The 22,793-nt window shown below is 40.4% G+C and carries 20 protein-coding genes; all 20 read right to left on the bottom strand.

Features of this window, described 5'->3' with window-relative positions; translation table 11 throughout:
* Positions 1 to 44: 44 nt before the first annotated feature.
* Complete coding sequence (gene ftsA, locus LG307_RS09265; protein WP_404449993.1) at positions 45 to 1,337, bottom strand: cell division protein FtsA; 1,293 nt, start codon at positions 1,335 to 1,337, stop codon at positions 45 to 47.
* Positions 1,338 to 1,449: 112 nt separating this feature from the next.
* Complete coding sequence (locus LG307_RS09260; RefSeq protein ID WP_010193065.1) at positions 1,450 to 1,812, bottom strand: small basic family protein; 363 nt, start codon at positions 1,810 to 1,812, stop codon at positions 1,450 to 1,452.
* A 2-nt stretch (positions 1,813 to 1,814) separates the two neighbouring features.
* Complete coding sequence (locus LG307_RS09255) at positions 1,815 to 2,531, bottom strand: DUF881 domain-containing protein (protein WP_404449992.1); 717 nt, start codon at positions 2,529 to 2,531, stop codon at positions 1,815 to 1,817.
* A gap of 39 nt (positions 2,532 to 2,570) precedes the next feature.
* Positions 2,571 to 3,257 (bottom strand): DUF881 domain-containing protein, encoded by a 687-nt coding sequence (locus LG307_RS09250; RefSeq protein ID WP_404449991.1) that lies wholly within the window; start codon positions 3,255 to 3,257, stop codon positions 2,571 to 2,573.
* On the bottom strand, positions 3,241 to 4,032 hold the full coding sequence (locus tag LG307_RS09245; protein WP_404449990.1) for a cell division protein FtsQ/DivIB: 792 nt from the start codon (positions 4,030 to 4,032) through the stop codon (positions 3,241 to 3,243). The genes LG307_RS09250 and LG307_RS09245 overlap by 17 nt, the downstream gene beginning before the upstream one ends.
* 108 nt (positions 4,033 to 4,140) lie before the next feature.
* Positions 4,141 to 5,049, bottom strand: a complete 909-nt coding sequence (gene murB, locus LG307_RS09240; RefSeq protein WP_404449989.1) for a UDP-N-acetylmuramate dehydrogenase — start codon at positions 5,047 to 5,049, stop codon at positions 4,141 to 4,143.
* A gap of 455 nt (positions 5,050 to 5,504) precedes the next feature.
* Complete coding sequence (gene spoVE / locus LG307_RS09235; protein ID WP_404449988.1) at positions 5,505 to 6,605, bottom strand: stage V sporulation protein E; 1,101 nt, start codon at positions 6,603 to 6,605, stop codon at positions 5,505 to 5,507.
* A gap of 159 nt (positions 6,606 to 6,764) precedes the next feature.
* Positions 6,765 to 8,114, bottom strand: coding sequence for a UDP-N-acetylmuramoyl-L-alanine--D-glutamate ligase (gene murD / locus LG307_RS09230; RefSeq protein ID WP_404449987.1), 1,350 nt, complete (start codon positions 8,112 to 8,114; stop codon positions 6,765 to 6,767).
* A 1-nt stretch (position 8,115) separates the two neighbouring features.
* Positions 8,116 to 9,090 carry a phospho-N-acetylmuramoyl-pentapeptide-transferase gene (gene mraY, locus LG307_RS09225; protein WP_404449986.1) on the bottom strand — a complete coding sequence of 325 codons (975 nt, stop codon included), beginning with the start codon at positions 9,088 to 9,090 and terminating at the stop codon, positions 8,116 to 8,118.
* A gap of 504 nt (positions 9,091 to 9,594) precedes the next feature.
* Positions 9,595 to 11,064 carry a UDP-N-acetylmuramoyl-L-alanyl-D-glutamate--2,6-diaminopimelate ligase gene (locus tag LG307_RS09220; protein WP_404449984.1) on the bottom strand — a complete coding sequence of 490 codons (1,470 nt, stop codon included), beginning with the start codon at positions 11,062 to 11,064 and terminating at the stop codon, positions 9,595 to 9,597.
* 148 nt (positions 11,065 to 11,212) lie between these two features.
* The gene (locus LG307_RS09215) at positions 11,213 to 13,150 is read right to left on the bottom strand and encodes a stage V sporulation protein D (RefSeq protein WP_404449982.1); all 1,938 of its coding nucleotides are present in this window, start codon (positions 13,148 to 13,150) and stop codon (positions 11,213 to 11,215) included.
* 160 nt (positions 13,151 to 13,310) lie between these two features.
* On the bottom strand, positions 13,311 to 15,548 hold the full coding sequence (locus LG307_RS09210) for a penicillin-binding protein (protein ID WP_404449980.1): 2,238 nt from the start codon (positions 15,546 to 15,548) through the stop codon (positions 13,311 to 13,313).
* Positions 15,549 to 15,908, bottom strand: a complete 360-nt coding sequence (gene ftsL, locus LG307_RS09205) for a cell division protein FtsL (protein ID WP_404449978.1) — start codon at positions 15,906 to 15,908, stop codon at positions 15,549 to 15,551. It abuts the gene before it with no gap.
* Positions 15,909 to 15,941: 33 nt separating this feature from the next.
* Positions 15,942 to 16,880, bottom strand: coding sequence for a 16S rRNA (cytosine(1402)-N(4))-methyltransferase RsmH (gene rsmH / locus LG307_RS09200; RefSeq protein ID WP_404449976.1), 939 nt, complete (start codon positions 16,878 to 16,880; stop codon positions 15,942 to 15,944).
* 131 nt (positions 16,881 to 17,011) lie between these two features.
* On the bottom strand, positions 17,012 to 17,443 hold the full coding sequence (gene mraZ, locus LG307_RS09195; protein WP_223493248.1) for a division/cell wall cluster transcriptional repressor MraZ: 432 nt from the start codon (positions 17,441 to 17,443) through the stop codon (positions 17,012 to 17,014).
* A 299-nt stretch (positions 17,444 to 17,742) separates the two neighbouring features.
* On the bottom strand, positions 17,743 to 19,398 hold the full coding sequence (bshC, locus tag LG307_RS09190) for a bacillithiol biosynthesis cysteine-adding enzyme BshC (protein ID WP_404449972.1): 1,656 nt from the start codon (positions 19,396 to 19,398) through the stop codon (positions 17,743 to 17,745).
* A gap of 57 nt (positions 19,399 to 19,455) precedes the next feature.
* Positions 19,456 to 19,845: a DUF3397 domain-containing protein gene (locus LG307_RS09185; protein WP_404449970.1), complete on the bottom strand. Its 390-nt coding sequence runs from the start codon at positions 19,843 to 19,845 to the stop codon at positions 19,456 to 19,458.
* A 73-nt stretch (positions 19,846 to 19,918) separates the two neighbouring features.
* Positions 19,919 to 20,836 carry a 2-dehydropantoate 2-reductase gene (locus LG307_RS09180; protein WP_404449968.1) on the bottom strand — a complete coding sequence of 306 codons (918 nt, stop codon included), beginning with the start codon at positions 20,834 to 20,836 and terminating at the stop codon, positions 19,919 to 19,921.
* Between the two features lie 143 nt (positions 20,837 to 20,979).
* Positions 20,980 to 22,524, bottom strand: a complete 1,545-nt coding sequence (locus tag LG307_RS09175) for an acyl-CoA carboxylase subunit beta (protein WP_404449966.1) — start codon at positions 22,522 to 22,524, stop codon at positions 20,980 to 20,982.
* 36 nt (positions 22,525 to 22,560) lie between these two features.
* Positions 22,561 to 22,773 carry an acetyl-CoA carboxylase biotin carboxyl carrier protein subunit gene (locus LG307_RS09170; protein WP_010193042.1) on the bottom strand — a complete coding sequence of 71 codons (213 nt, stop codon included), beginning with the start codon at positions 22,771 to 22,773 and terminating at the stop codon, positions 22,561 to 22,563.
* Positions 22,774 to 22,793: the final 20 nt, after the last annotated feature.

The raw sequence follows: 22,793 nt of genomic DNA, 5'->3' as shown, positions 1-22,793 counted from the left end.
ATTTCCGCCCTGTGCTCCAATCAACAGCTATGTTATCCTTTTTCTTATTCAAAGAATAGTCCGAAGAATTTTTTGACTTTGTTGCCAACTTTTTCTTCTTCGTTTACTGGTTGCTTTGCTTGCTTTACTTTTTGTTGAGTTTGTTTTCCACTACGTTTTTCAGGGTATTCACTTGGTGCTGATGTAGTTTCAATTTTTCTTCCTTGCAGTTTTGCATTTTTATATGCAAATTGGATAAGCCCTACTCCTGTAGTATATTGAGGCTCTCTTACGCCGATATAATCCGGAACAGCTTTCCTTACATTATTGTTCAGTATCAACTGTGCCAATTCCAGGACTCCCGGCATTGCTACTACACCGCCAGTTAACACGTAGCCTCCAGGAATCTCCCGAACACCCAATCTCTTAATCTCGTGTTGTACTAGCTCAAAGATCTCTTCCATCCGTGCTTCTATAATGTCAGAGATTTCAAGTTGACTGAATTGTTGATGCTGATCGCTTCCGATAATCGGTACGCTGAATACTTCTTCATCGGATGCATGGTCATAAAAGGCATGTCCATGCTTTTGTTTGATTTTTTCTGCGTCTTCAGTGGAAGTACGTAAACCTATGGAAATGTCTTTAGTGATGTACTCTCCGCCAACAGGCAATACGCTCGTTGCCTTTAGGAATCCATCCTCAAAAACGGCTATGGTAGTAGAACCTCCGCCAATATCCACAAGTGCCACACCCAAATTGCGCTCGTCCTTAGACAATGCTATCGATCCAGATGCAAGTGGCTGCAAGCAGATATCCGTAATTTCCAATCCAGCTTTCTCTACACAACGCAGTAAGTTATGTAAGACTGTTTTTGACCCGGTGATAAGTGTACCTTCCATCTCAAGGCGAACACCCAGCATTCCACGTGGATCATTGATTTCATCCAATCCGTCTACGATGAACTGTTTTGGAATACAGTCAATAATCTCTCTTTCAGGAGGAATGGAAAAGACCTGCGCCGCATCTATTACCCTAGCGATGTCTTCGTCCCCTATCTCCCTGTTATCACTTGAAACAGCTACCACTCCATGACAATCCTGAAGCTGTACATGGTTTCCGGTGACGCCAACGACCACTCTATTAATTGGCATCCCTACCATTCTCTCAGCTTGTTCAATTGCCTTATTAATGGAATGAACAGTTTCATCTATGTCTACTATTGATCCTTTTCTTAATCCTGTTGATTTTACATTACCGACTCCAATAATATTTAAAGTATCATTCACCATTTCTCCAATGATTACTTTAACACTGGATGTACCGATGTCCAAACTGACGTATATTTCATTGCTGTTCATTCTATGGCACCTCCTTCTACTCCTAAAAAAACCAATTATTTAAGAACAACTCTTGAAAAACATATTATATTAGAAAGTATTCCACAAATATGATGTTTTCCCTTTTTTAAAATCATTTTTTTTCGTTTTTTTCTTTAGAAAGCGACCATTTTGACAATAATATTCTTCTTATCACTGCTATGTTCTGAAATAGCCTTACTCCAAAAGCAAATACTGCAGCTAAATATAAGTCTACACCAAGATGTACGCCTAGAAAAGCTAAACTTGCTGCAAGCAGGATATTAAAGAAAAAACCGGATACAAATACTTTATCATCATAATTGTTTTGTAGGTGGGCACGAATTCCACCGAACAATGTATCAAGTGCAGCAAGAACTGCAATCGATAAATAATTGGAATATTCATCAGGTACCCGAATCTCGGAATACAGCCCCAAAACAATTCCTACAATCAAGCCCAGAAGAGGAAGCCACATTGTCAGTTCCCCTCCTTCCCGGTTTTCACCGCTTCCATATGCTTCACACGAATTTGCTCGTCATAGGCAGGAACGGTTACTTCGTTAATGGGCGTGGAGACTTCTAGCAAAAGATTTTCTATCGCAAATTCGTCCATTGCCCTGGATACTTGTAGTCGGTTGTAAAGCTTCGTAGGGTCACTGGTGATAACAATGATTTCAAAGTTCGCATTAGGAATCCATGCATTGTTTACTTTTGTCCTGCCGTTTATTTCTCTTATGATCGTATTGCTAACAATGCGTTGATTAGCAATACTTATTTCTTCTACACCATAGGAATTCAATTCGTTTACAAACCTTCTAAGAAGATCTGCAGATATGTTTTCCTGAATGTTTCCTAGGACATCTTCATCAAACAATGGTTTGATTGTCATTTTTATGCCTGGTCCCTTCATCTCTGTTAACCCTGCTTCGACTTTTAGTTCTTCCAGTGTTTCCCGAACGATAGCACCCTTAGATTCATCACGTTCTTTGGAATAATCTTGGAGTATTTTGTCATACTTTCTTATTTCTTGGATAATTTGAGATTGTATTTCTTGCTCACGATTCAAATCGCTCCTGAGTTGCCAGGTATCACGCGTATCACGAATAATCGGCTGCTGGACGGTTTGAAACTGTATAGCAATCATCAGTCCTACAATAACCGTAACAATGGTAAAACTAAATTTACGCTTGTCCATCTTGAACACCTTACCTCACCACAAAGCATGCATTCAGCCTTATCGAATAACAGGGTCAAGAACTACTTGATCTTTTTTTTGCATCTTCACTGTAATATTATCTGCAACCAATTGATCTCTCACTCCGCCAAGGATACTTAGTGCAGGAATGAGCACGTCGGAATCACCTATGGCAGTTATGACAAATGGAGCAGGATATTGATTTCCATCAATGGTTATCACAGGGCCATTGCAAATAATATAGGAGTCTTTAGTAATTCTTTGTCCGTTTATGGCTATTGCAGCAGCCCCCGATATAAACAGCTCATTCATTACCTTGAACACATGACTTTCGTGAACAATATAATTATTGATATTCTCCTCAGAAGGAACATAGGAAGCGTCTGCTAACGTCACTTCCACGCCTTCTCCTTGGACTTTAACATTCCCGTTGAACATACGGAGCTTGTCCACATCTTCCACCAAGTTGAATAAAAGCTGTTCTCCTTCTGCAAGCTCCTCTTCTATGGTCTGGATCGCCTCTTGTTTTTCTTGTAGTTCATTTTGCAATTCAAGGTTTCGTTCTTCTGTCCTGATTAAGGTTTCCCTGATTGCTCTATCACGCTGCCACTGTCTGTCTGTACCTACGACTTCTTCCTCGTTTGTAAGTTGAAACGAGTATGAGACGATAAAACCAAGGACTAGACAAACAAAGGACAAGACAACATGTTTACCTGTCACTTTCATCTGTTTCTTCCTCTTCCTCTCCACCTGTTTCGTACGGTTTGAAGAATGTACCTACTTCCAAGTTAATGACACCTTTAACCTCTGGATCCAACTGTTCCACAATGGAAGGGTATGCGGCCATCTTTTCCGAGAAATCTCTGATCGTTGCACTTACTTCAAAACCGTCATTCATGAACATGGTTATATGGTAAGGGTCGATATCTGTTGGTGTATGATGTATTTCAGAAATGGAATAGATGATGGATTCAGGTAATTTTATCAATTCAACAATAAAATTCTCCACCATTTCACCATTCTTCCAATTCAGCATGAGTGGCGCATCATCAGGCAATGCATCCTCTTCATTCAAAACTGAGAGCATTTTGCCATTTTCCATGACAGGGTAATAGTTTCCACTTTCATATATATATGCTATCCGCTTAAATTCATCGATAGTGATCTCCACACGGTTTGGAAAGACCCTTTGAACTTCTACTGATGCTATTTCTTTATGCTGCTGAATCAGTTCAGCTACTTTTTCTTCGTTCACACGCCAGATGCTTGTCTCTTTCGTCACACCACTTAAGCTTATGACTTCCTCATCTTTGATGTGTAAATTACCGCTTACAGTTAAGCCAGAAACCTTGCTAAGTGGAGATTGCGAGTAAATGATCAAAAACAACAAAATAAAGAATAATGAAAGATAGATGACTAATCTTCTGTTAGCCTTTTGCTTTCTGTGCTGTTTGATTTTAGGTACACGGTCTTCTAGCGTCACTACTTTCCCTTTTTCCATTAAAAACAATTTCACCCCACCGCGCGCCATGAAGCTACGCATGAATTATACAATAATTTTCTAGCATAATTATATCATATGTGGGGTGAAAAAAACGGAAAAAAACTACTATTTTCTTCCTATAATTTCAACTTCCGTTTCTAATTGAACGTCATATTTCTCTAAGATTGTTTTCTTGATGTATGCAATCAGGTCCAATACATCCTGAGCTTTGGCACCATCGTCGTTTACGATAAAGTTCGCGTGCATGTCAGAAACTTTTGCACCGCCAATTTTATACCCTTTGAGTCCAGCTTTTTCAATTAACTGTCCAGCATAATCCGGAAGTGGATTCCGGAAAATACTACCTGCACATGGATAGGAAAACGGCTGAGTATCACGACGATAATCTTTATTTTTTTGAAGCTGAGCTACCACTTCTTCCCGATTTCCCTGTTCCACATTCAAAATGGCTTCTAAACAAATTCCCGGGCGCTCTTTTTGAAGGATCGATGTTCGGTAGGAAAATTCCAACTCATCAGCCGTTAACCATTCCATTTTGCCATCTTCAAACAGGATATGTGCCTTTTTTAACACTTTAGATATGTCAGAACCGTGTGCGCCAGCATTCATGTACACAGCTCCACCTACAGATCCGGGGATCCCTCCGGCAAACTCAAGACCTGTCAATCCTTTTTTACTGATGATGGTAACAAGCTTGATTAAGGAGTATCCTCCTCCGACATGCACTTCATTACCCTCTATTTCCATATGGTCCATTCCGTTTCCAAGTTTTATTACTACTCCTTCAATTCCGAGGTCTGACACCAGTAAATTGGATCCGCGGCCGATTGCCGTCCATTTCACTTGGTATTGATTGATCGTTTCCATCGTTTCTTGAAGTTTTTCCAAACTCTTTGGCTCCACCAGCACATCCGCCGGTCCGCCAATTTTCATTGTCGTATGATTTGAGAGTGGCTCATTGGGTAATACCTTGCCCACTTCTTTTTCTTGCAATTCCTTGACTAACGCTTCCATATAAAATCCTCCTAAATCCACGTTCATATAACAATTTTCATAACTTATTAAGTAGAAAAATAATCCTTCGTTCAAGTCGTGATGTAGGCCCATCAATAATTATTAATATACTATGCATGTAGTATATTAACGGTACACCGGCCCATCACATCGAAGGTTCGAAGTTCGGCTCATGACAATTATGTAATTCATTTAAAAATGGACTATGTTTACATACCCTAAATGGTTTGGATATTAAACCTGTTTTTTGTCATTAACATATTTTCTTTTGTAAAAGCTTTTGTTATGAAATTTCGTTGTGCAATCATTGTTTGCACAATACTTTAATAGTATATCCCTTGTTAAAGATGTGCAACGAATATTAGTTATTGTAATCAAATTTTTATTTTTTGTCATATTATGTCCGGATATGTAACACAAAAGCCGAAACCATTGGTTGCTGGTTTCGGCTTTGTTTAATATTTCGCGTATCTGCTTATGTTCAGTAGAATCCCAACAGCTAGTAACATCAGGGTCAAGGAGGAGCCTCCATAACTTAGAAACGGGAGGGTGATTCCGGTTACTGGCATCAGCCCTGTTACCACTCCTACATTTATTATAACCTGAATAGCAATCATGGCAATGATACCTACTGCTAAGAAGCTGCCGTACAAATCCGGCGCACCAAGTGCTATTCTTATTCCCCTCCATAAAAGCAAGGCGAACAAGAGAACAACAAACGAGCCTCCAATAAACCCGAGTTCTTCTGCTAAAATGGCAAAAATGAAATCGGTCTGCGGTTCTGGCAAGTAAAAGAATTTTTGCCTGCTTTGTCCGAGCCCAAGTCCCAGCAACCCTCCAGGTCCTATTGCATATAAAGACTGAATGATTTGGAAGCCGCTTCCCAGCGGATCTTCCCATGGATTTAAAAAGGATGTGATCCGTTTTATCCGGTAAGGTGCAGATAAGATTAAAACAACAAAACCTGCTACACCTACCAGCCCTAATCCCACAAAGTGACTGATCCTAGCGCCGGCAACATAGATCATGACAATACAAGTACCAACCATTACAGTCCCTGTACCAAGATCGGGCTGCAGCATTATCATTCCGAACGCCAAAAATACGAGAGAGAGACTTGGAATAAGTCCCTTCTTAAAAGAAGTAATCTTCTTTTGATTTTCACTTAAGTATTTTGCTAAAAATGTTATCATGGCTATTTTCATAAACTCTGAAGGTTGAACCGAAAACGCTCCAACGCCGATCCAGCTTCTTGATCCATTCCGCTCCATCCCAACACCAGGAATCAATACGATGACAAGCAGGAAGAAACACACCAGAATAATTAATTTTCCCCATGTCCTCCAAGTCCAATAGTCGATATTCATGATAAAGAACATCGCTACTACACCCAAGCCAGCAAATAGCAACTGCCTTTTGGCGAAGAAGAATGTATCCTGAAATTTGTAATCAGCCCATACTGCACTTGCACTGTAAACCATGATAAGGCCCACTGCAAGAAGTGTAAGGGTGGTTAGAATTAATATAATGTCCGGAGTTGATCGCTTGTTTGCCAACGTGAAACACCTCTACTACAAAAATTAGGGCAGATAGAAGCTTAACGTCAACTAAACGTTTATGCCAATAGCCAGAAAAAGGCTCTGTCCGTATGCTTCCCACTCAGCAAAGCTTGAGAAGCTATCAGAACAAAGCCTCTTGAACATGTGGCCAAGCCCTTATTTAAGCTTATGCACGGCGTCTATAAAAATGTCTCCTCGTTGCTCAAATGTTTTATATTGATCCCAACTTGCACAAGCAGGGGACAATAGAATGACATCTCCGCTATCAGACATTTCGTATGCCACCGGTACGGCTTTTTCCACATTATCGACATGTTTTATTTGTTTTATTCCAGCTTCATTAGCTGTACGAATCAATTTTTCGGCTGTTTCACCAAAAGTTACTAGCAATTTAACATTTTTCAAGTAAGGGAGGAGATCATCAAACTCATTTCCTCGGTCAAGCCCTCCTGCGAGCAGGACTATATTGTTTTCGAATGCAGAAAGAGCCTTTTGAGTAGCCAATATATTGGTGGCTTTAGAGTCATTATAAAATCTTCTACCATTATGCTCTCCAATGAATTGCAAGCGATGTTTTACACCTGAAAAGCTTGTTAGTACTTCTGTGATTGCTTCGTTGCTTACCTCAAGAAGCTTCACCGCTGCCACAGCTGCCAAAATGTTCTCTAGATTATGTTTTCCTGGCAACACAATTTGTTCTATGGATAATACCTTTTCTTCTTTAAAGTATACAAAACCATTATCCAAATACGCACCATCCACTATTTTACTAACAGAGAACGGAATGATGGTTGAATTTATTCCTTCAGCAAGTTTTACAACTTGGGCATCATCAGCATTAATTACTGCATAATCATCGCTTGTTTGGTTCTTAAAGATTTGTGCTTTAGCTATTCCATAATCTTCAACGGTTCCATGATAATCTAAATGAGCTTCAAACAGATTTAGAAAAACGGAAATCTTCGGCCTGAAGGATTCCGTACCCATTAGTTGAAAAGATGACAATTCTGTAACCATGACATTGTCCTCACCTGCTTCTTGCGCCACTTCCACCGATACATTTCCGATATTACCTGCAATCAGGGGAGATTTACTATCCGCCGCAAGCATTTTATCAATCAGCGTAGTCGTGGTGGTTTTTCCATTAGAACCCGTAATTCCGATAATAGGTGCATCACTAATCTGATAGGCCAGTTCCACTTCCGTTAGAACAGGAACGCCTTTTTCAGTAGCAAGTTGCACCAAAGGGTTGTGATATGGAATGCCGGGATTTTTGAATACAACATCAACATTCTGGTCAAAGATACTTGTTGGATGTCCTCCACAAACAACTTCAATTCCTTTAGATAGTAGGTACTCCGCTTGTTCGTTCCCCTCTAACGGACTTCTGTCATTGACAATTACCTTTGCACCTAACTTATGTAACAATTCTGCTGTTGCAGTTCCGCTCTTTGCCAAGCCTAGTACAAGAACTCTTTTTCCTTCGTATAGGTTGATTTTCTTCATATTAGATCCACACCTCTAAATAGATTCCAAGCAAGGCACACAATAATCCGACTGTCCAGAAAGTCACAACCACTCGCCATTCTGACCAACCGACAAGTTCGTAGTGATGATGAAGGGGACTCATTTTAAACACCCTTCTCCCTGTCGCTTTAAAAGAAATGACTTGAATGATAACGGAGAGTGTTTCCATGACGAAAACTCCACCGATAATAATTAGAAGAATTTCTAATTTTAATAGTACCGCTACCGTTGCAATGGCACCTCCAAGCGCCAACGAACCTGTATCTCCCATAAAAACTTTTGCAGGATGTGCATTGAATACTAGGAATCCAAGTAACGCACCAACAACCGCAACAGCGAATATGGATACTTCAAATTGTGACTGATACCAAGCAAGAATAGCAAACGCACCGAAAGCTACTGCAGCAGTTCCGGACACAAGACCATCCAATCCATCCGTCAAATTGACTGCGTTAGAGAAACCTACGAGCCAAAATATTAAAAAGAGTACATAAAAGAATCCTAACTCAATAGAAATGCTTGTTCCCGGCACACTGACCGCAGTGGAAAATTCAAATTGCACGAAGACAAAATAGAAGACTACTGCAATTAAAATCTGTCCGATCAATTTCTGTAAGGAAGTCAAACCTAAGTTTCTTTTAAGGACAACCTTGATGAAATCATCAAGAAAACCTAAAAGTCCATAGCCTACCATAACAAATAGCAACAAGTAAGTTTCAACCGAAGCTTCTGCATATTGACCTGTGATAACTAGTGTTGTTACAGCAACGGAAAAGAGGATCATTATTCCGCCCATTGTCGGGGTGCCTGTTTTCTTTAGGTGGGATTGCGGCCCTTCTTCTCTTATACTTTGACCGAATTTCAGTCTGCGCAAGAAGGGAATAAATATTGGTGATACTAATACAGTAATTAAAAAAGACATAACGATAGCAAATAAGATAACCTGTTGTTCCATCGTTATTCCCTCCTCTCTTGAACCTCATGATTAGAGGTATCATCCACCTAAGACAACCGGCAGATAATACCCGTTTTTTTCGTTTAGAATTTTTTCTGGTTAACCACCGCTGTTGATTTCCGCACTGGGCTTCGCTTTCCTAGGGGCTGACGAGAGCCTCCTCGGCAAGCCTGCGGGGTCTCCACCTAGCGCTATCTCCCTCAGGACAAGGAAGGCTTCGGCAGCGATACATCGCACGAAGAAAATGCGTAGCATTTTCGAGGAGTCTTCGCCCCGTGCTCCAATCAACAGCTAGGGAATTCCAAAAAGTTGAATGATATACCAAAAGTAAATTTTATCGGTTTTTGGTTCAGATGAAAATACTTTTTTTCATCTTTTTAATATTTCTTATTAAAACAACACTTTTTCATTATGCTCTGTTCAAATTCTGGGAGATTGTAAGTCTTAGGCAATGGTCTATTTGATACATGTGTTGTGATGATAATTCATGCACACCTTAACAGTCTATGAGCTTTGTTTTGCCTGTATGGCTTCCAATGCTATTTTTCTATCGTCAAATTCAAGCACTTTTTCCCCGATGACCTGATAGGTTTCGTGACCTTTGCCCGCAATCAGTACCACATCTCCAGATTTCGCCTGTTCTATTGCTTTAAATATGGCTGCCCTTCTGTCTTCCACTATTTCATACTGACGATTTTGGACCCCAGCTTCCATATCTTTAAAGATTTGCAGTGGACTTTCTGAGCGAGGATTATCAGACGTAAAAATGGCCCTGCTCGCATAATTAACGGCAACCGCCGCCATCAAAGGGCGCTTAGAGCGATCTCTGTCTCCTCCACAACCAACAATGCAGTATATATTGTTTTGAGAAAGCTGTTTGGTCGTTTTGAGCACATTTTCTAAACTGTCCGGAGTATGAGCATAATCTACAATGACCGTAAAATCCTGTCCGGCTTCGATTGCTTCAAAACGTCCAGGTACCCCTTTCATCTTTTCGACAACCGGAATGATGGTTTCCATTGGGATATTGGACACATAACTGGCACAAATGGCAGCTAGAACATTGTACACACTGAATTTTCCGACCAATTTTAAATTGATAGGAACGGTTTTATTATCATACACCAGATCAAAAGAAGTTCCTTTTGCAGATATTTTTACATTTTTTGCTCTGATATCGCTGATCTCATTTATTCCATAGGTGATGACTTGTGCGGCAGTTGCTCGTTTATAAACCTCACTTGCAGGATCATCGGCATTTAACACCGCATATTTGGGCTTTCCAAGATTATAGGAGTTTCCTAATGAAGAGAATAATAAAGACTTGGCGTATTGATACTCTTCCATCGTTTTATGGTAATCAAGATGATCTTGAGTAAGATTGGTAAACACCGCCACATCAAAGTCACATCCATATACCCTTCCCATATGGAGAGCATGGGAAGAGACCTCCATCACAACTGTGTCTACTTTACTTTCAACCATTTGGTGAAAGGATTCCTGGAGCGTTAAGGCATCTGGAGTGGTGTTTTTCACAGGGTATGTCTTATTTCCAATTTTCATATATATGGTGCCAATCATTCCTGTTTTTCGATGATGATGTTGGAAAATGGATTCAATAATATGTGTTGTCGTTGTTTTTCCATTGGTACCGGTGACACCTATCAAATGAAGATTATGTGTAGGCTGTTGGAAGAATACATCCGCTAAGATAGCCATTGCCCTCATCGTGTCGGGAACGACGATGACCGGGACAGGAACATCCAACGGTCTTTCTGATATGATGGCGACAGCGCCTTTATTAACGGCATCCGCTGCAAATTGATGTCCATCTACCGTGTACCCTTTGATACAAAAAAATAAACTCCCTTCATTGACTTTACGGGAATCCATGACAATGGAAGATATCTCAGGATTATATTTAGAGGATACTTCATATCTGTGAAGATATTGAATTAATTGCTGAAGTTTCATATGAATCAAACCCCTTTGGCTTACTTGAAGACCTAAATGTGCGGAATGAAGATTACAGGATAGATGGTGAAAGATACATCAGTTTCCTACTAAATTACCTTTATCACCATTCTATCCTATTTAGGGAAATTAAACCAATCCTCTAGATTTATTCTTCATCTGATTTACTTTTACCGGACATGTACACCCTAACGGTCGACCCTTCTTCCACTTTTGTACCAGGAGCAGGAGCCTGCTGAACGACTGTATCCCCATCCCCGCTAATATCAAGTTTAAGCGTAACCAGTTGTTGGAGGAGTTCTTTTCTTGTCATCCCTTTTAGATCTGGAACCTCCACTAGAGGCACGTCCGGCCATTGCAATTCTTTTTCAATTTGCCCTTTTCTTTTTTCCACTCCCAAAGCATTTAGGCTATCCTCCATTATATTCCTGACTATCGGAGCTGCTACTACCCCACCAAACTGTACGGTCCCTTTTGGATTATCCACGGCGAGGTACACCACTAGTTGAGGATCATCTGCGGGAGCAACACCAATAAAAGAAACGATATGGTTGTTTTCCATATATCTTCCGTCTTTTACTTTTTGGGCAGTACCCGTTTTCCCTCCCACTCGGTAACCCTCGACAAAGGCATTCCGTCCAGTCCCTTGGGCTACTACACTTTCGAGCGCGTACCGCACCTGAGAAGAGGTTTCCTCTGAAATGACCCTTCTCTTCTCAACTGGTGTCTTTCTTGATACTATCTCTCCGGAAATGGGGTCTACAAATTCTTTGGCAATAAAAGGAGTGTAAAGGATCCCTCCATTGACTGCCGCCGAAACGGCCGCAACCTGTTGAATTGGCGTAACAGATACACCTTGCCCAAAGGCAGTGGTGGCAAGCTCAACAGGACCTACCCTTTCAGGTTTGAAAAGGATACCTTTTCCTTCTCCGGCTAAATCAATTCCTGTCTTTTCCCCAAAGCCGAATGACTTGATATAATTAAATAAAGTTTCCGTTCCTAAACGTTGGCCAAGCTCAACAAAACCAGGGTTACATGAATTTTGAACCACTTCGAGGAACGTCTGGTGACCATGCCCCCCTTTTTTCCAACAACGGAGACGTGCACCATCCACCATTGCTGCCCCGCCGTCATTAAACGTATCATTTTTCAAGTTGACTTTATTTTCTTCCAGGGCCGCTGCCAGGGTGATGATTTTAAACGTCGATCCGGGCTCATACGTACTCCATACAGGAAGGTTCCTGTTATATATTTCAGGTGCAACATTTTGAAACTCAGCTGGATCAAAATCCGGTCTGCTTGACATCGCTAAGATTTCACCCGTATTAGGATCCATCGCTATGGCAATGATTCCATCTGGGTTATACAATTCCTGTGCAAGATCCAATTCTCTTTCCATGATCGTCTGTACCTTGGAATCAATGGTGAGTTTTAAATCCAGCCCGTCCTGAGGAGCTTCATAATCATCTGGTATATCTGGCATCCTTCTCCCCTTTGCATCAGAATAAAATTGAACGTAACCTTTTTCCCCTTTTAATTGCTCATCGTAATATAATTCAAGTCCCATTAATCCCTGGTTATCAATTCCCGCAAATCCCAGTACATGTGAAAGATAACTGCCGAAGGGATAATGACGTTTTGAATCTTCTGCAATGTAAACACCCTTTAACCCAAGGGCCCGTATTTCTTTTGCTTTTTCATGGGAGATTTTTCTGCCTTCAGGGTTGATCCTTTCCATGGAGGAGCTTTTGGTCACCAGCTTGTACACCTTTTCTTTGGACATATTTAAGACAGCTGCAAGTTTTTCAGCCGTGTCATTAGGATCTTTAATTTGCCTTGGTACAACCAAAACAGTCGGTGCACTCATATTCGTTGCCAATGGAACCCCGTTTCGATCAAGGATCTCTCCCCGCTCAGGTTCAAAGGGGATATTCCGACTCCAAGAATCTTTGGCACGGTCTGTTAGCATATTCCCCAATGCGAATTGAACATATCCTAGGCGTAAATCAATAATACTGAAAAGTAGAATCCCTACAAGAAGCACAATGGTCAACCTTCTCCGAACCGTCACATGAGATACCCGCATATCCTATGAACCCCCTTTAATATTCGTAGTAATATATGCTTGTACGAATCAGGATAGAACATGGTATTAGGTAAGGAACACGGAGAAACACTATATTAGAAACTATTAAGCGAAAAAAAAAACTGTTAAAGGGAGGTCCCTTTAACAGTGGAAGTTACTATCAGTTATTCTCTGAATCTTCCTCAGATTCCGTTTCATCTGTCTCTTCTACTTCTTCTTCCTGTTCGTCCGTTTGCGGTAACGACCTGTTTGATCCTAGTTCAACCACCAAGTTGTTCCCCTTTTCTACCGGGGTTCCAGGAATAATATTTTGTTCTTGCACATAACCATTGCCGTTTATTTCCGTTTCAAGCTTAAGCAAGTTCGAAATTTTCCGGACATCACGCAGGCTCCATCCGCTCATATCTGGTATGGCCGGGGAATCTTCTGTTAACAGAATTATCTTCTCCCCTTTTATTACTTCTCTTCCTGCTTGTGGAGTTTGTTTTAAGATTTTGGAACCTTCCCCCACAACCACATATTCCGGATCTTGTGTTTCGTTTGCGATTTCCTGAATGTTCTTCCCTACAAGATCTGGTACCTTAACTCCAACACTTTTCTTTTTGGGAGTGTTTTGTTGTGTTTCATCTGGCTGGATGCTTAAATATTGCAAGCTGCGACGCATCACTGAATTGAATACTCCCGATACAGGACCTGCTCCGTTTTCATGTTGAGCAATTTTTGGTTTTTCAACGGCCACATACATCAACAATTCCGGATCATCAGCAGGAGCCATTCCTGTAATGGAATAAATGTATTCCCCATGCCCAGATAAATACCCCCCTGGCCCAGGTATTTGTGCCGTTCCAGTTTTCGCTGCCACATTATAGCCTTCAATGCTATATGGGCGACCTGTACCATTTTCAGAACTTACCACTGTTTCTAATACTTCTAGTACTTTATCAGCTGTTTTCTCAGATATAGGGGTGCCTTTTTGCTTGGGCTTGTTTTCTAATACAACTTCATCAGTATTGGGATCGACGATCTTATCAATCACATATGGTTGCATCATTTTCCCATTATTAGCAATGGCAGTTGCAGCCTGTATCTGCTGAATCGGTGTAAATGCCGAGCCTTGACCGAAAGCTGTTGAAATTCGGTCCCTGTAATAATTGTAGTTAATATTACTTGTCGTTTCGTCCGGTAGGTCAATACCTGTCGATTCATTCATACCAAAAGCATTAATATATTCCAATAACGTATCGGTGCCCATCTTATCCGCAAGCAAGGCAAAAGCTACGTTGGATGAACGTTGAACTCCCTCATCAAAGGATATCGTTCCCCACCCTGACCTATTATGATCGTAAACAGGAACAGGATCCTTTGGGAGACTATAAGAGCCTGACTGATAAAGTTCAGATCCATTATAGACTCCTTCTTCAATGGCAGCTGCCAAAGAGAAGATCTTCATCGTGGAACCCGGCTCGTATCGGTAAGAAATGGCATCGTTATTCCAATTGTCCGTCAGACCTTCTCGGGTATTAAGATCAAAGGTTGGACGCGATCCCATTGCAAGTATCTGCCCCGTTTTCGGGTCTGCCACGATAGCAATGATGCGTTCTGGTTCATACTCTTCTACGACATTGTTCATTGCTTCTTCTAAGAATGTCTGAATAGTCTTGTCTAATGTCAGATGTACATTTTTCCCGTTGATTGCAGGAACATAGGATACATCTGATCCCTTGGAGAGTTTGATGCCTTTATTGTCTGTTTTGACCGACAATGAACCGTTTTGTTCTTTCAGTTCATTTTCTAGCATCTTTTCGATACCTGAAACGCCAGTTACGACTCCATCATCATTTGGTCTTGCAAACCCGACCACGTGACTGGAAAACTTTCCGTTGAAATAATAACGTTTAGACCCTTCAACAAACCCTATTCCAGGCAATTTCATGTCTTCAATTTCTTTTTTTACCGATAATGGGAGATCTCTTCCCAGTGCCCCAAATTCTACTTGTTTTCGATCCATCAGTAATTTTTCCAAAATCTCATTTTGATCCACTTCCAAGACATCTGCCAATTTTGATGCCGTTTCTTCTGGATCCACTACATGACGGGGTTTCTTTTCATCGGTTGACAATGACTCGTCCAACACTGCTACTAGGTTGAAAGAAGGCGTGTCCTCTGCAATAGGGTCTCCGCTTCTGTCAAAAATAGCACCTCTTGTCGCATCGATTGTTTTGTTTTCATTATATCTCTGACTTGCCTCTGCAGTTAAATTATGTCCATGTGCCTCTCCTGTTGCTTGAAGGTAGAAAAATCGTCCAATCAATAGAAAAAAGAGCAACGCAAAAAATCCGAGTAGAATTGCTGCTCCTAAGTGAATTCTTTTTTTATGAACGATGTTGTGGGTACTCATTTAGTTCCCTACGTTCTTCACATTATTTTCGTTTAATGTCAGACCAAGGTTTTTCGCTTTTTCAAGAATGACTTCATAGCTGCTTTCTTCCGCTACCCGAAGTTCAAGTTCACGATTTTCCTTCAATTGTGATTCAATGGATCCTTCAAGCGATTGAATTTCGCTGTTCACATGGTAAATATTCACATGGTTAGCAACAACATGGATGGAACTGAATGCAAGCAAACCGATAAACATGCCGCCAAGTATCTTTTCCCCCAGCGTAATTTTTGAACGTTTCTTTACCACTAATTGTCTTTTTGGTGCCTGCTGTGTACGTTCCTCATGTTGCCGCTGTATTTTGTGAGCTAAGTTACTCATTCCCTTTCCCCCTAGTCTACATTTAATTTATATTTAATCTTTCGCTTTTTCTGCAATTCTTAGCTTTGCCGATCTTGCACGGTTATTTGCTTCTAATTCTTCTTCACTAGGTACTATCGGCTTTCTTGTAATAAGTTTAAGTGTCGGTTGATACTCCTCTGGAATTATCGGTAGTCCAGGAGGCAGTTGAGGAAGCTGACTTTTTTCTTTAAAGGCTACCTTGCACATTCTGTCTTCTAGTGAATGGAAGGTAATGACACTAACTCTTCCACCTGGTCTGAGAACATCAATGGCCTGATGGATAGCATCTTCAAAAACTCCCAACTCATCATTTACGGCAATCCTAATTGCTTGGAAAACCCTTTTCGCAGGATGCCCGCCCGTTCTTCTTGCCGGGGCTGGTATGGCATCTTTAATGATTTCTACCAATTCGAGCGTCGTTTCAATCGACTTTGATTTTCGGTATTCTTCAATTTTTCTAGCTATTTGTTTGGAAAATTTCTCTTCTCCATATTGAAAGAATATTCTTACCAATTTCTCATAAGGCCACTCATTGACAACCTCAAAAGCACTAAGGGGACTGTCTGTGTCCATTCGCATATCCAGCGGTGCCTCGTGATGGTAGCTGAAACCTCTTTCAGGTGTGTCCAACTGAGGTGATGAAACCCCAAGGTCAAACAATACTCCATCCACTTTGGTAATTCCTAGTTCGTACAATTTTTCTTTCAAGTGTTTGAAATTACTTTTGATGAAAATGACCCGATCCAGATAATTATGTAACACGCTTTTTGCATGTTCTAGAGCATGGTCATCTTGGTCAAATGCGATCAATCTTCCTTTTTCTGATAACTGTTTTACAATTTCGGAACTATGTCCTGCACCTCCAAGTGTGCAATCAACATACGTTCCATCCTCTTTAATGTTAAGACCTTCTACTGCTTCATTGAGTAGTACAGTTACGTGGTGAAACATTTTCCACCGCCTTTCTAGCTCTGAGCTGTTATCATCTCGGATGCTTGAGTAATTCTTTTCTTTCGGTATTTTCTCACCGTCTAATATGTTTTATCCAGGCTGTTGCTAGTATTCGTTGTAATAGAACCCTTTTATAAGTCAAAATCTACGAGGTTTTCTGCAATCTCTGCGAAGGAATCTTCCGAATCTTCCACAAACGAGTTCCAGTTGTCCTTGCTCCAGATTTCTATTCGATTAGACACTCCAATGACCACACATTCTTTTTCAAGCTGCGCATACTGAACAAGCGGGGTGGCAATATTCACTCGGCCTTGCTTGTCCAATTCACACTCAGAAGCACCTGAGAAAAAGAAACGTGTAAATGCACGGGCATCCTTTTTAGTAAGTGGCAGTTGTTTCAGTTTATCTTCGACTGTTTTCCATTCAGAGAGAGGATAGCCGAATAGGCATTTATCGAGGCCTCTGGTCAGAACAAAGGTTTCACCTAAATGATCACGGAATTTCGCAGGCACAATCATACGCCCTTTTGCATCAATTGTATGATTATATTCCCCCATGAACATTTGGCTCTACCACCTTTCTTCTACTTTTCCCCACAATCCCCCACTTCTCTCCACTTACTTTATTGTACTATTCTCTTCCCTAAAAGAAAATCCTTTAAGCCTACTTTTTTTTCGTTTTTCATCTTTTTACAACATTTTTTGACAAAAGGACGAATTTAGGTCAAACTTGGCTTTTTTTGACTTCATTCAAACACAAATAGCTACCATTCCTCAGTATATGTTTGTTTACGACGTCCTTCTTTCATAATGATTGTCAGAAAAAGAATATAAAAAAACAGCGGGATTTTCCCACTGTTTTTTTAAAGCTTTATTATTTTGTGCTTCCCATTATGTTCTAACGGCAACTCACAAAGTCTTTGGACGAAATCAAGACCATACTTATTAAGGAAATAGTATATATTCCACACTCTTTCTTGCGGCATGCCTTTTGGCAACACTGCAAGTTCTACTCGTTCATATTTGTTCATGATATTTTCATGCTTTTCATATGCAGAACGTTCAATCAAACGATGAATATAGGAAAACTGTAAATCAATGAGGTTCCAATTCTTTTCAAATGTTTTCTCATGATGAGGCAATGTAGCATTACCCAGTTGTCGGAATTGTTCATGAACGGTTGCATATTGTTCACGGTAAGTGGCCAAGGTCGCTTCTATTGTTTCTAATTCTTCTTTATACAACCAAGCTTTCCGCTTTTCTTCCAGACCGTTTTCCACCACATCTGCAATGTTTTCATCCAATTCAAGAATAGTGCGATCAATGTGCCTTTCCAAAAAAGTCAGTGAAATTCTTGGCACGACTGGGGGCATTTCCAGTTCCACCGAACGAAAACATCGTCCCAGCTCAGCCCAATAACTAATTTCTCCCGGTCCTCCGATAAAAGCAAGGGTCGGAAACAGAAACTCCTGCATAAGCGGTCTGGTCACAACATTATTGGAAAAGTTTTCAGGTTGTTCCTCTATCAGTTTAGTCAACTGTTCAACGGAAAATTGAAGGTTTGAATCCTTAAAATAAGCAATCTGCTTTGATTCATCCCAACATAAGAGCTCCCGCTGACCGTCTTGGTGGAAAAAAATATTGATCGATTCTGAGTCAATCTCCAACATCGGCTCGAATCCTTGCTCTTCGAGTTCGCTTTGTGACTTCAGCATTCCGTTACGGATTTCACTGTGCTTCATTAATATCTGCTGTAAATAAGGAGTTTCAAGCTTACGCAAAGAAGGATCGGACGCATTAACCAATACAAGCCCAGTCTCTTTAAACAGTTTTGAAATTAAGTGCGCAAAAATATCCACAAAAGTAGAGGAAACTTCAATTGCGTGTTCTAAATCTTTTTTTAAGTTCTTTGTAAACGGACTTTCTCCTAATGAGTTAACAATTTCAAGCACCCAAGCCTGCAACTTTTCCTTGTCATATTGAAGCTCGGAAACCATTTTTTTGCCTGCCTCTTTCATATGAAACGCATGTTTTTCTATATGGTTGTTTTTGGGCAGGTTCACATGATTTATTTCCTGAAAGTCATGATCCTCTCCTGCTATCCAAAAAACCGGAACAACGGGTAAACCAAGCTTCTGTTCCTGTTCTTGGGCCAGTTTGATTGTACTAATTATTTTGGAGATAGTATAGATGGGGCCTGTCAACAAACCTGCTTGTTGTCCACTAATAACAACTACTGACTGGCTGTCATTTAACTTTTCAATGCTATGTAAGGTTTGTGCGTCTGCATGATACCTTTGATTGAATTCTAGAAGATGGGCTACAAGCTCTCTTCTTCTGAAGCTTCTATTTTTCAGATAATCAGTTCTCTTTGTATATGTGTCTACAGAAAACGGATTGTATGTAAAAAAGGGAAGAATGCTCTCCTTTTGAGATAAATAAGCAGAGGAAAACTTATTAATAGTAGGGAGCATTAATTCTACTACATTCATAAAGTACGTCCTTTCTGAATCGTTCATATGTGTTGATGTCTCCATGAGTATAGCATTGATTTCCATTGTTTCAAAAAATATTGCTTAAGCGAATGTATCAACTACCCGTTTAATAATCCCAAAGGTCAAAAGACAAAAATATGCCACAAAAAACAAAAGAAAATTCATGCGCCAGAACCCTTTAAACACTCTTCTAAAGTGGATTTCTTCTTTCATTTTATAGTGAATCAAAACCATGACTGTCGCTATAAGCAATAAAACAGTTAAAATAACCGAAAGAAGCGACGTTTCCCAAATAATGATAATGATAAAGTGCACGGCTAAAATAAAGAGCAGGGTGGAAGCATCAATGGCTAAATGAAAGGACTTTTTATTGTTTCTTGTTGCCAGCTTAGCAATATAATAAAACACAATTAATGCAAAGATGGGAAGCGTAACGATGGTAGCGAGGGTTCCTGCTAAAAATTCGGACATCTTCTTCATACCTCTTTTCACATACTTGATTATTTTTGAATGTTACAAGCATGAAGTACTAGCATAAGAGGTATTAGCAGCTTGCATCGCTTTGAAGCCCTTTTACAGCCTCATAAATAAATTCTGTTAAAGGGACTGATATTCCTTGTTTTTCAGCCAAGTTCATCACATATCCCAATATTGCATCTATTTCGGTTTCTCTCCCTTCATTTATATCACGCTTCATGGAAGAGGAGTTATCCGCGGTTTTTTTACAAATTAAGAAGATATGGCTCCACATCTGTTCCCTTTTTTCATTTGATACTAAAAAACTCATTTCTTTATACAGCCGCTTCATGCAGTTAAGATAATATGGGTTTGTCAACAGCTCCCCATTACGCACGTTAAAAATAGCCGTCAATGGGTTGATGATGGCATTTACCAGTAACTTTTCTATCATCATAGCGTAATAGTCCGGACAAACTTCAAGCGGGAAATCCATGCCGATGAAATCGGTCCACTTATTCATGAAGGAGGATGTGAGTCGTTCTTTCTTGTTGGAAGGGAAACCTGCTATTTTCGTTTTTCCTTTTCCTGTCCATATTACGGTGGCATCATTATTCTTCTTCACACCATGCTCTACTATCCCCAATAGAATCGATGAATTTGAGATTTTTTCAAGCATATCTATATGTGACATGCCATTTTGGAGAAAAAGGATGGCTTGGTTTTCGGAGCACATGGTTAGTACAGGTAAAATAGCCGGCAGACCATATTGCTTTGTTGCAACAATGATCAAGTCATCCTCTAGAGGTACATGCTCCCTCCACTTCAACACATCAACCCTTCTTATTTCTTTGCTATTATCAGTAAGCTGGACAGTTATACCTTGTTTTTTTAGTAGGTGAAGTTGTTCTTCCCGTTTAACATACAGAGTGACAGCGAATTGCTTAGATAGCTGAGAGGCAAATAGAAGCCCGACTGCCCCTCCGCCAATAATCCCTATTTTCATCTTTTCTCCTTCTTTGTTCCTATTTTTTCTTATTGTACCAATTTATCCGTTTTCGTTGTACTATCATTTACTCCAATAACATCCCTGTTTTTCCATGCAAAAAAAATATCCAGCGCCAAATGGACACTGGACATGTTTATTAATTACACTGGATACACCGGGTGTTTACGATGACTAAATGTCATTTGTTTACTTGAATAGTAATGGAAACGGCTGATCAATACACTTCGTAAATCTTTTGCGGGTACAATATCATCTACAATCATCTCAGAAGCTAATTTATATATATCAATATGTTCTTTATATTCTTGGTGTTTTTCTTGTACAAAAGCAAGTCTTTCTTTTGGATCTTCAATTTCATTGATTTTGTTGGAATATACTGCATTTACAGCGGCTTCAGGTCCCATTACTGCTATTTGAGCAGTCGGGAGTGCGATGCAGCAATCCGGTTCAAATGCAGGTCCTGCCATTGCGTATAGCCCTGCACCGTACGCTTTCCTTACTACAACGGAAATTTTCGGTACAGTTGCTGAACTCATCGCAGCAATGAGTTTGGCTCCATGGCGAATAATACCGGCACGTTCCACTTTTGTTCCAATCATGAATCCTGGAACATCTGCAAGAAATAGTAATGGAATGTGGTAGGCATCACAAAGCTGAATGAATTTGGCTCCTTTATCCGCTGAGTCTACGAATAGGACGCCACCTTTTACTTTTGGCTGATTTGCGATGATTCCGACTACCTTGCCATCCATACGTGCAAAACCGGTGATCAACTCAGGAGCGAACAATTTTTTCACTTCAAAGAAACTGTTGGCATCAATTAACTGATCTATCGCTTCATACATATCAAATGGCGCATTTTGGTTTACAGGGATGATATCTGTCAGTTCTCTTCCTTCTTTAGGACTGACTGAATCCACCTCTTTCGACTTCTCTTGATAACTTCCTGGAAAATAGCTTAAATACTTGCGAGCTTGATGAATTGCTTCTTCTTCCGTAGCGGCGAGAACGTCTCCACAACCACTCACCGAGCAATGCATTCTTGCTCCACCCATTTCCTCAAGCGTTACCTTCTCCCCAATAACCTTCTCGGCCATACGCGGAGAACCTAAGTACATCGATGCATTGCCGTCTACCATGACTACAATATCACAGAAAGCCGGGATATAAGCGCCTCCCGCAGCAGAGGGACCAAATAATAAACATATTTGCGGAACCATACCAGAAAGCTTTACTTGGTTATAAAAGATTTTCCCAGCACCGCGGCGGTTAGGGAACATATCTAGTTGATCTGTAATTCTAGCACCGGCAGAATCAACTAAATATAGGATAGGAACCATTAATTTCTCCGCAGTTTCTTGGATTCTAATAATCTTTTCTACCGTTCTTGCTCCCCATGACCCTGCTTTCACCGTAGAATCATTGGCCATCACACACACTGTTTGGCCATTTATTTTCCCAATTGCGGTTACAACACCATCGGCTGGCAGACCTTTCGCTTTATTATTGGCAAAAAGTCCATCCTCCTCATATTGTCCATTGTCAAATAATAAAGCAAGGCGATCACGAACAAACAGTTTATTTTGTTCTTTCAATTTCTCATGATATTTTTCGCTTCCGCCGCTCTTTATCGTCTCAACCGTTTGTTGAAATTCTTGTTCTAATTCATTTGTTGTTTTAATCATCTTATTCCCCCGCTTTCTCATCAACGTTGTAAAAGACTATTCTAATTCCAGCAACACATCTCCATCATTGACAAATTCCCCTTCGGCAGTAGAGATGGATGCTACTTTACCGTCCATCATCACTTCCACTGGAATCTCCATTTTCATAGATTCTAAAATAATGACAGTCTGCCCGGCTGTCACTTCATCGCCCACTTCCACTAACACTTTCCAAACTGTCCCTGCCATTGCCGCTTCTACTTTTTTCATCATAATTTCCTCCTGATCTC

The organism is Sutcliffiella horikoshii (assembly GCF_044809035.1).
In the GTDB taxonomy this organism is placed as follows: Bacteria; Bacillota; Bacilli; order Bacillales; family Bacillaceae_I; genus Sutcliffiella_A; species Sutcliffiella_A horikoshii_G.
Note: the sequence above shows the minus strand (reverse complement) of the source record. Positions and strands in the feature narration are given on the sequence as shown.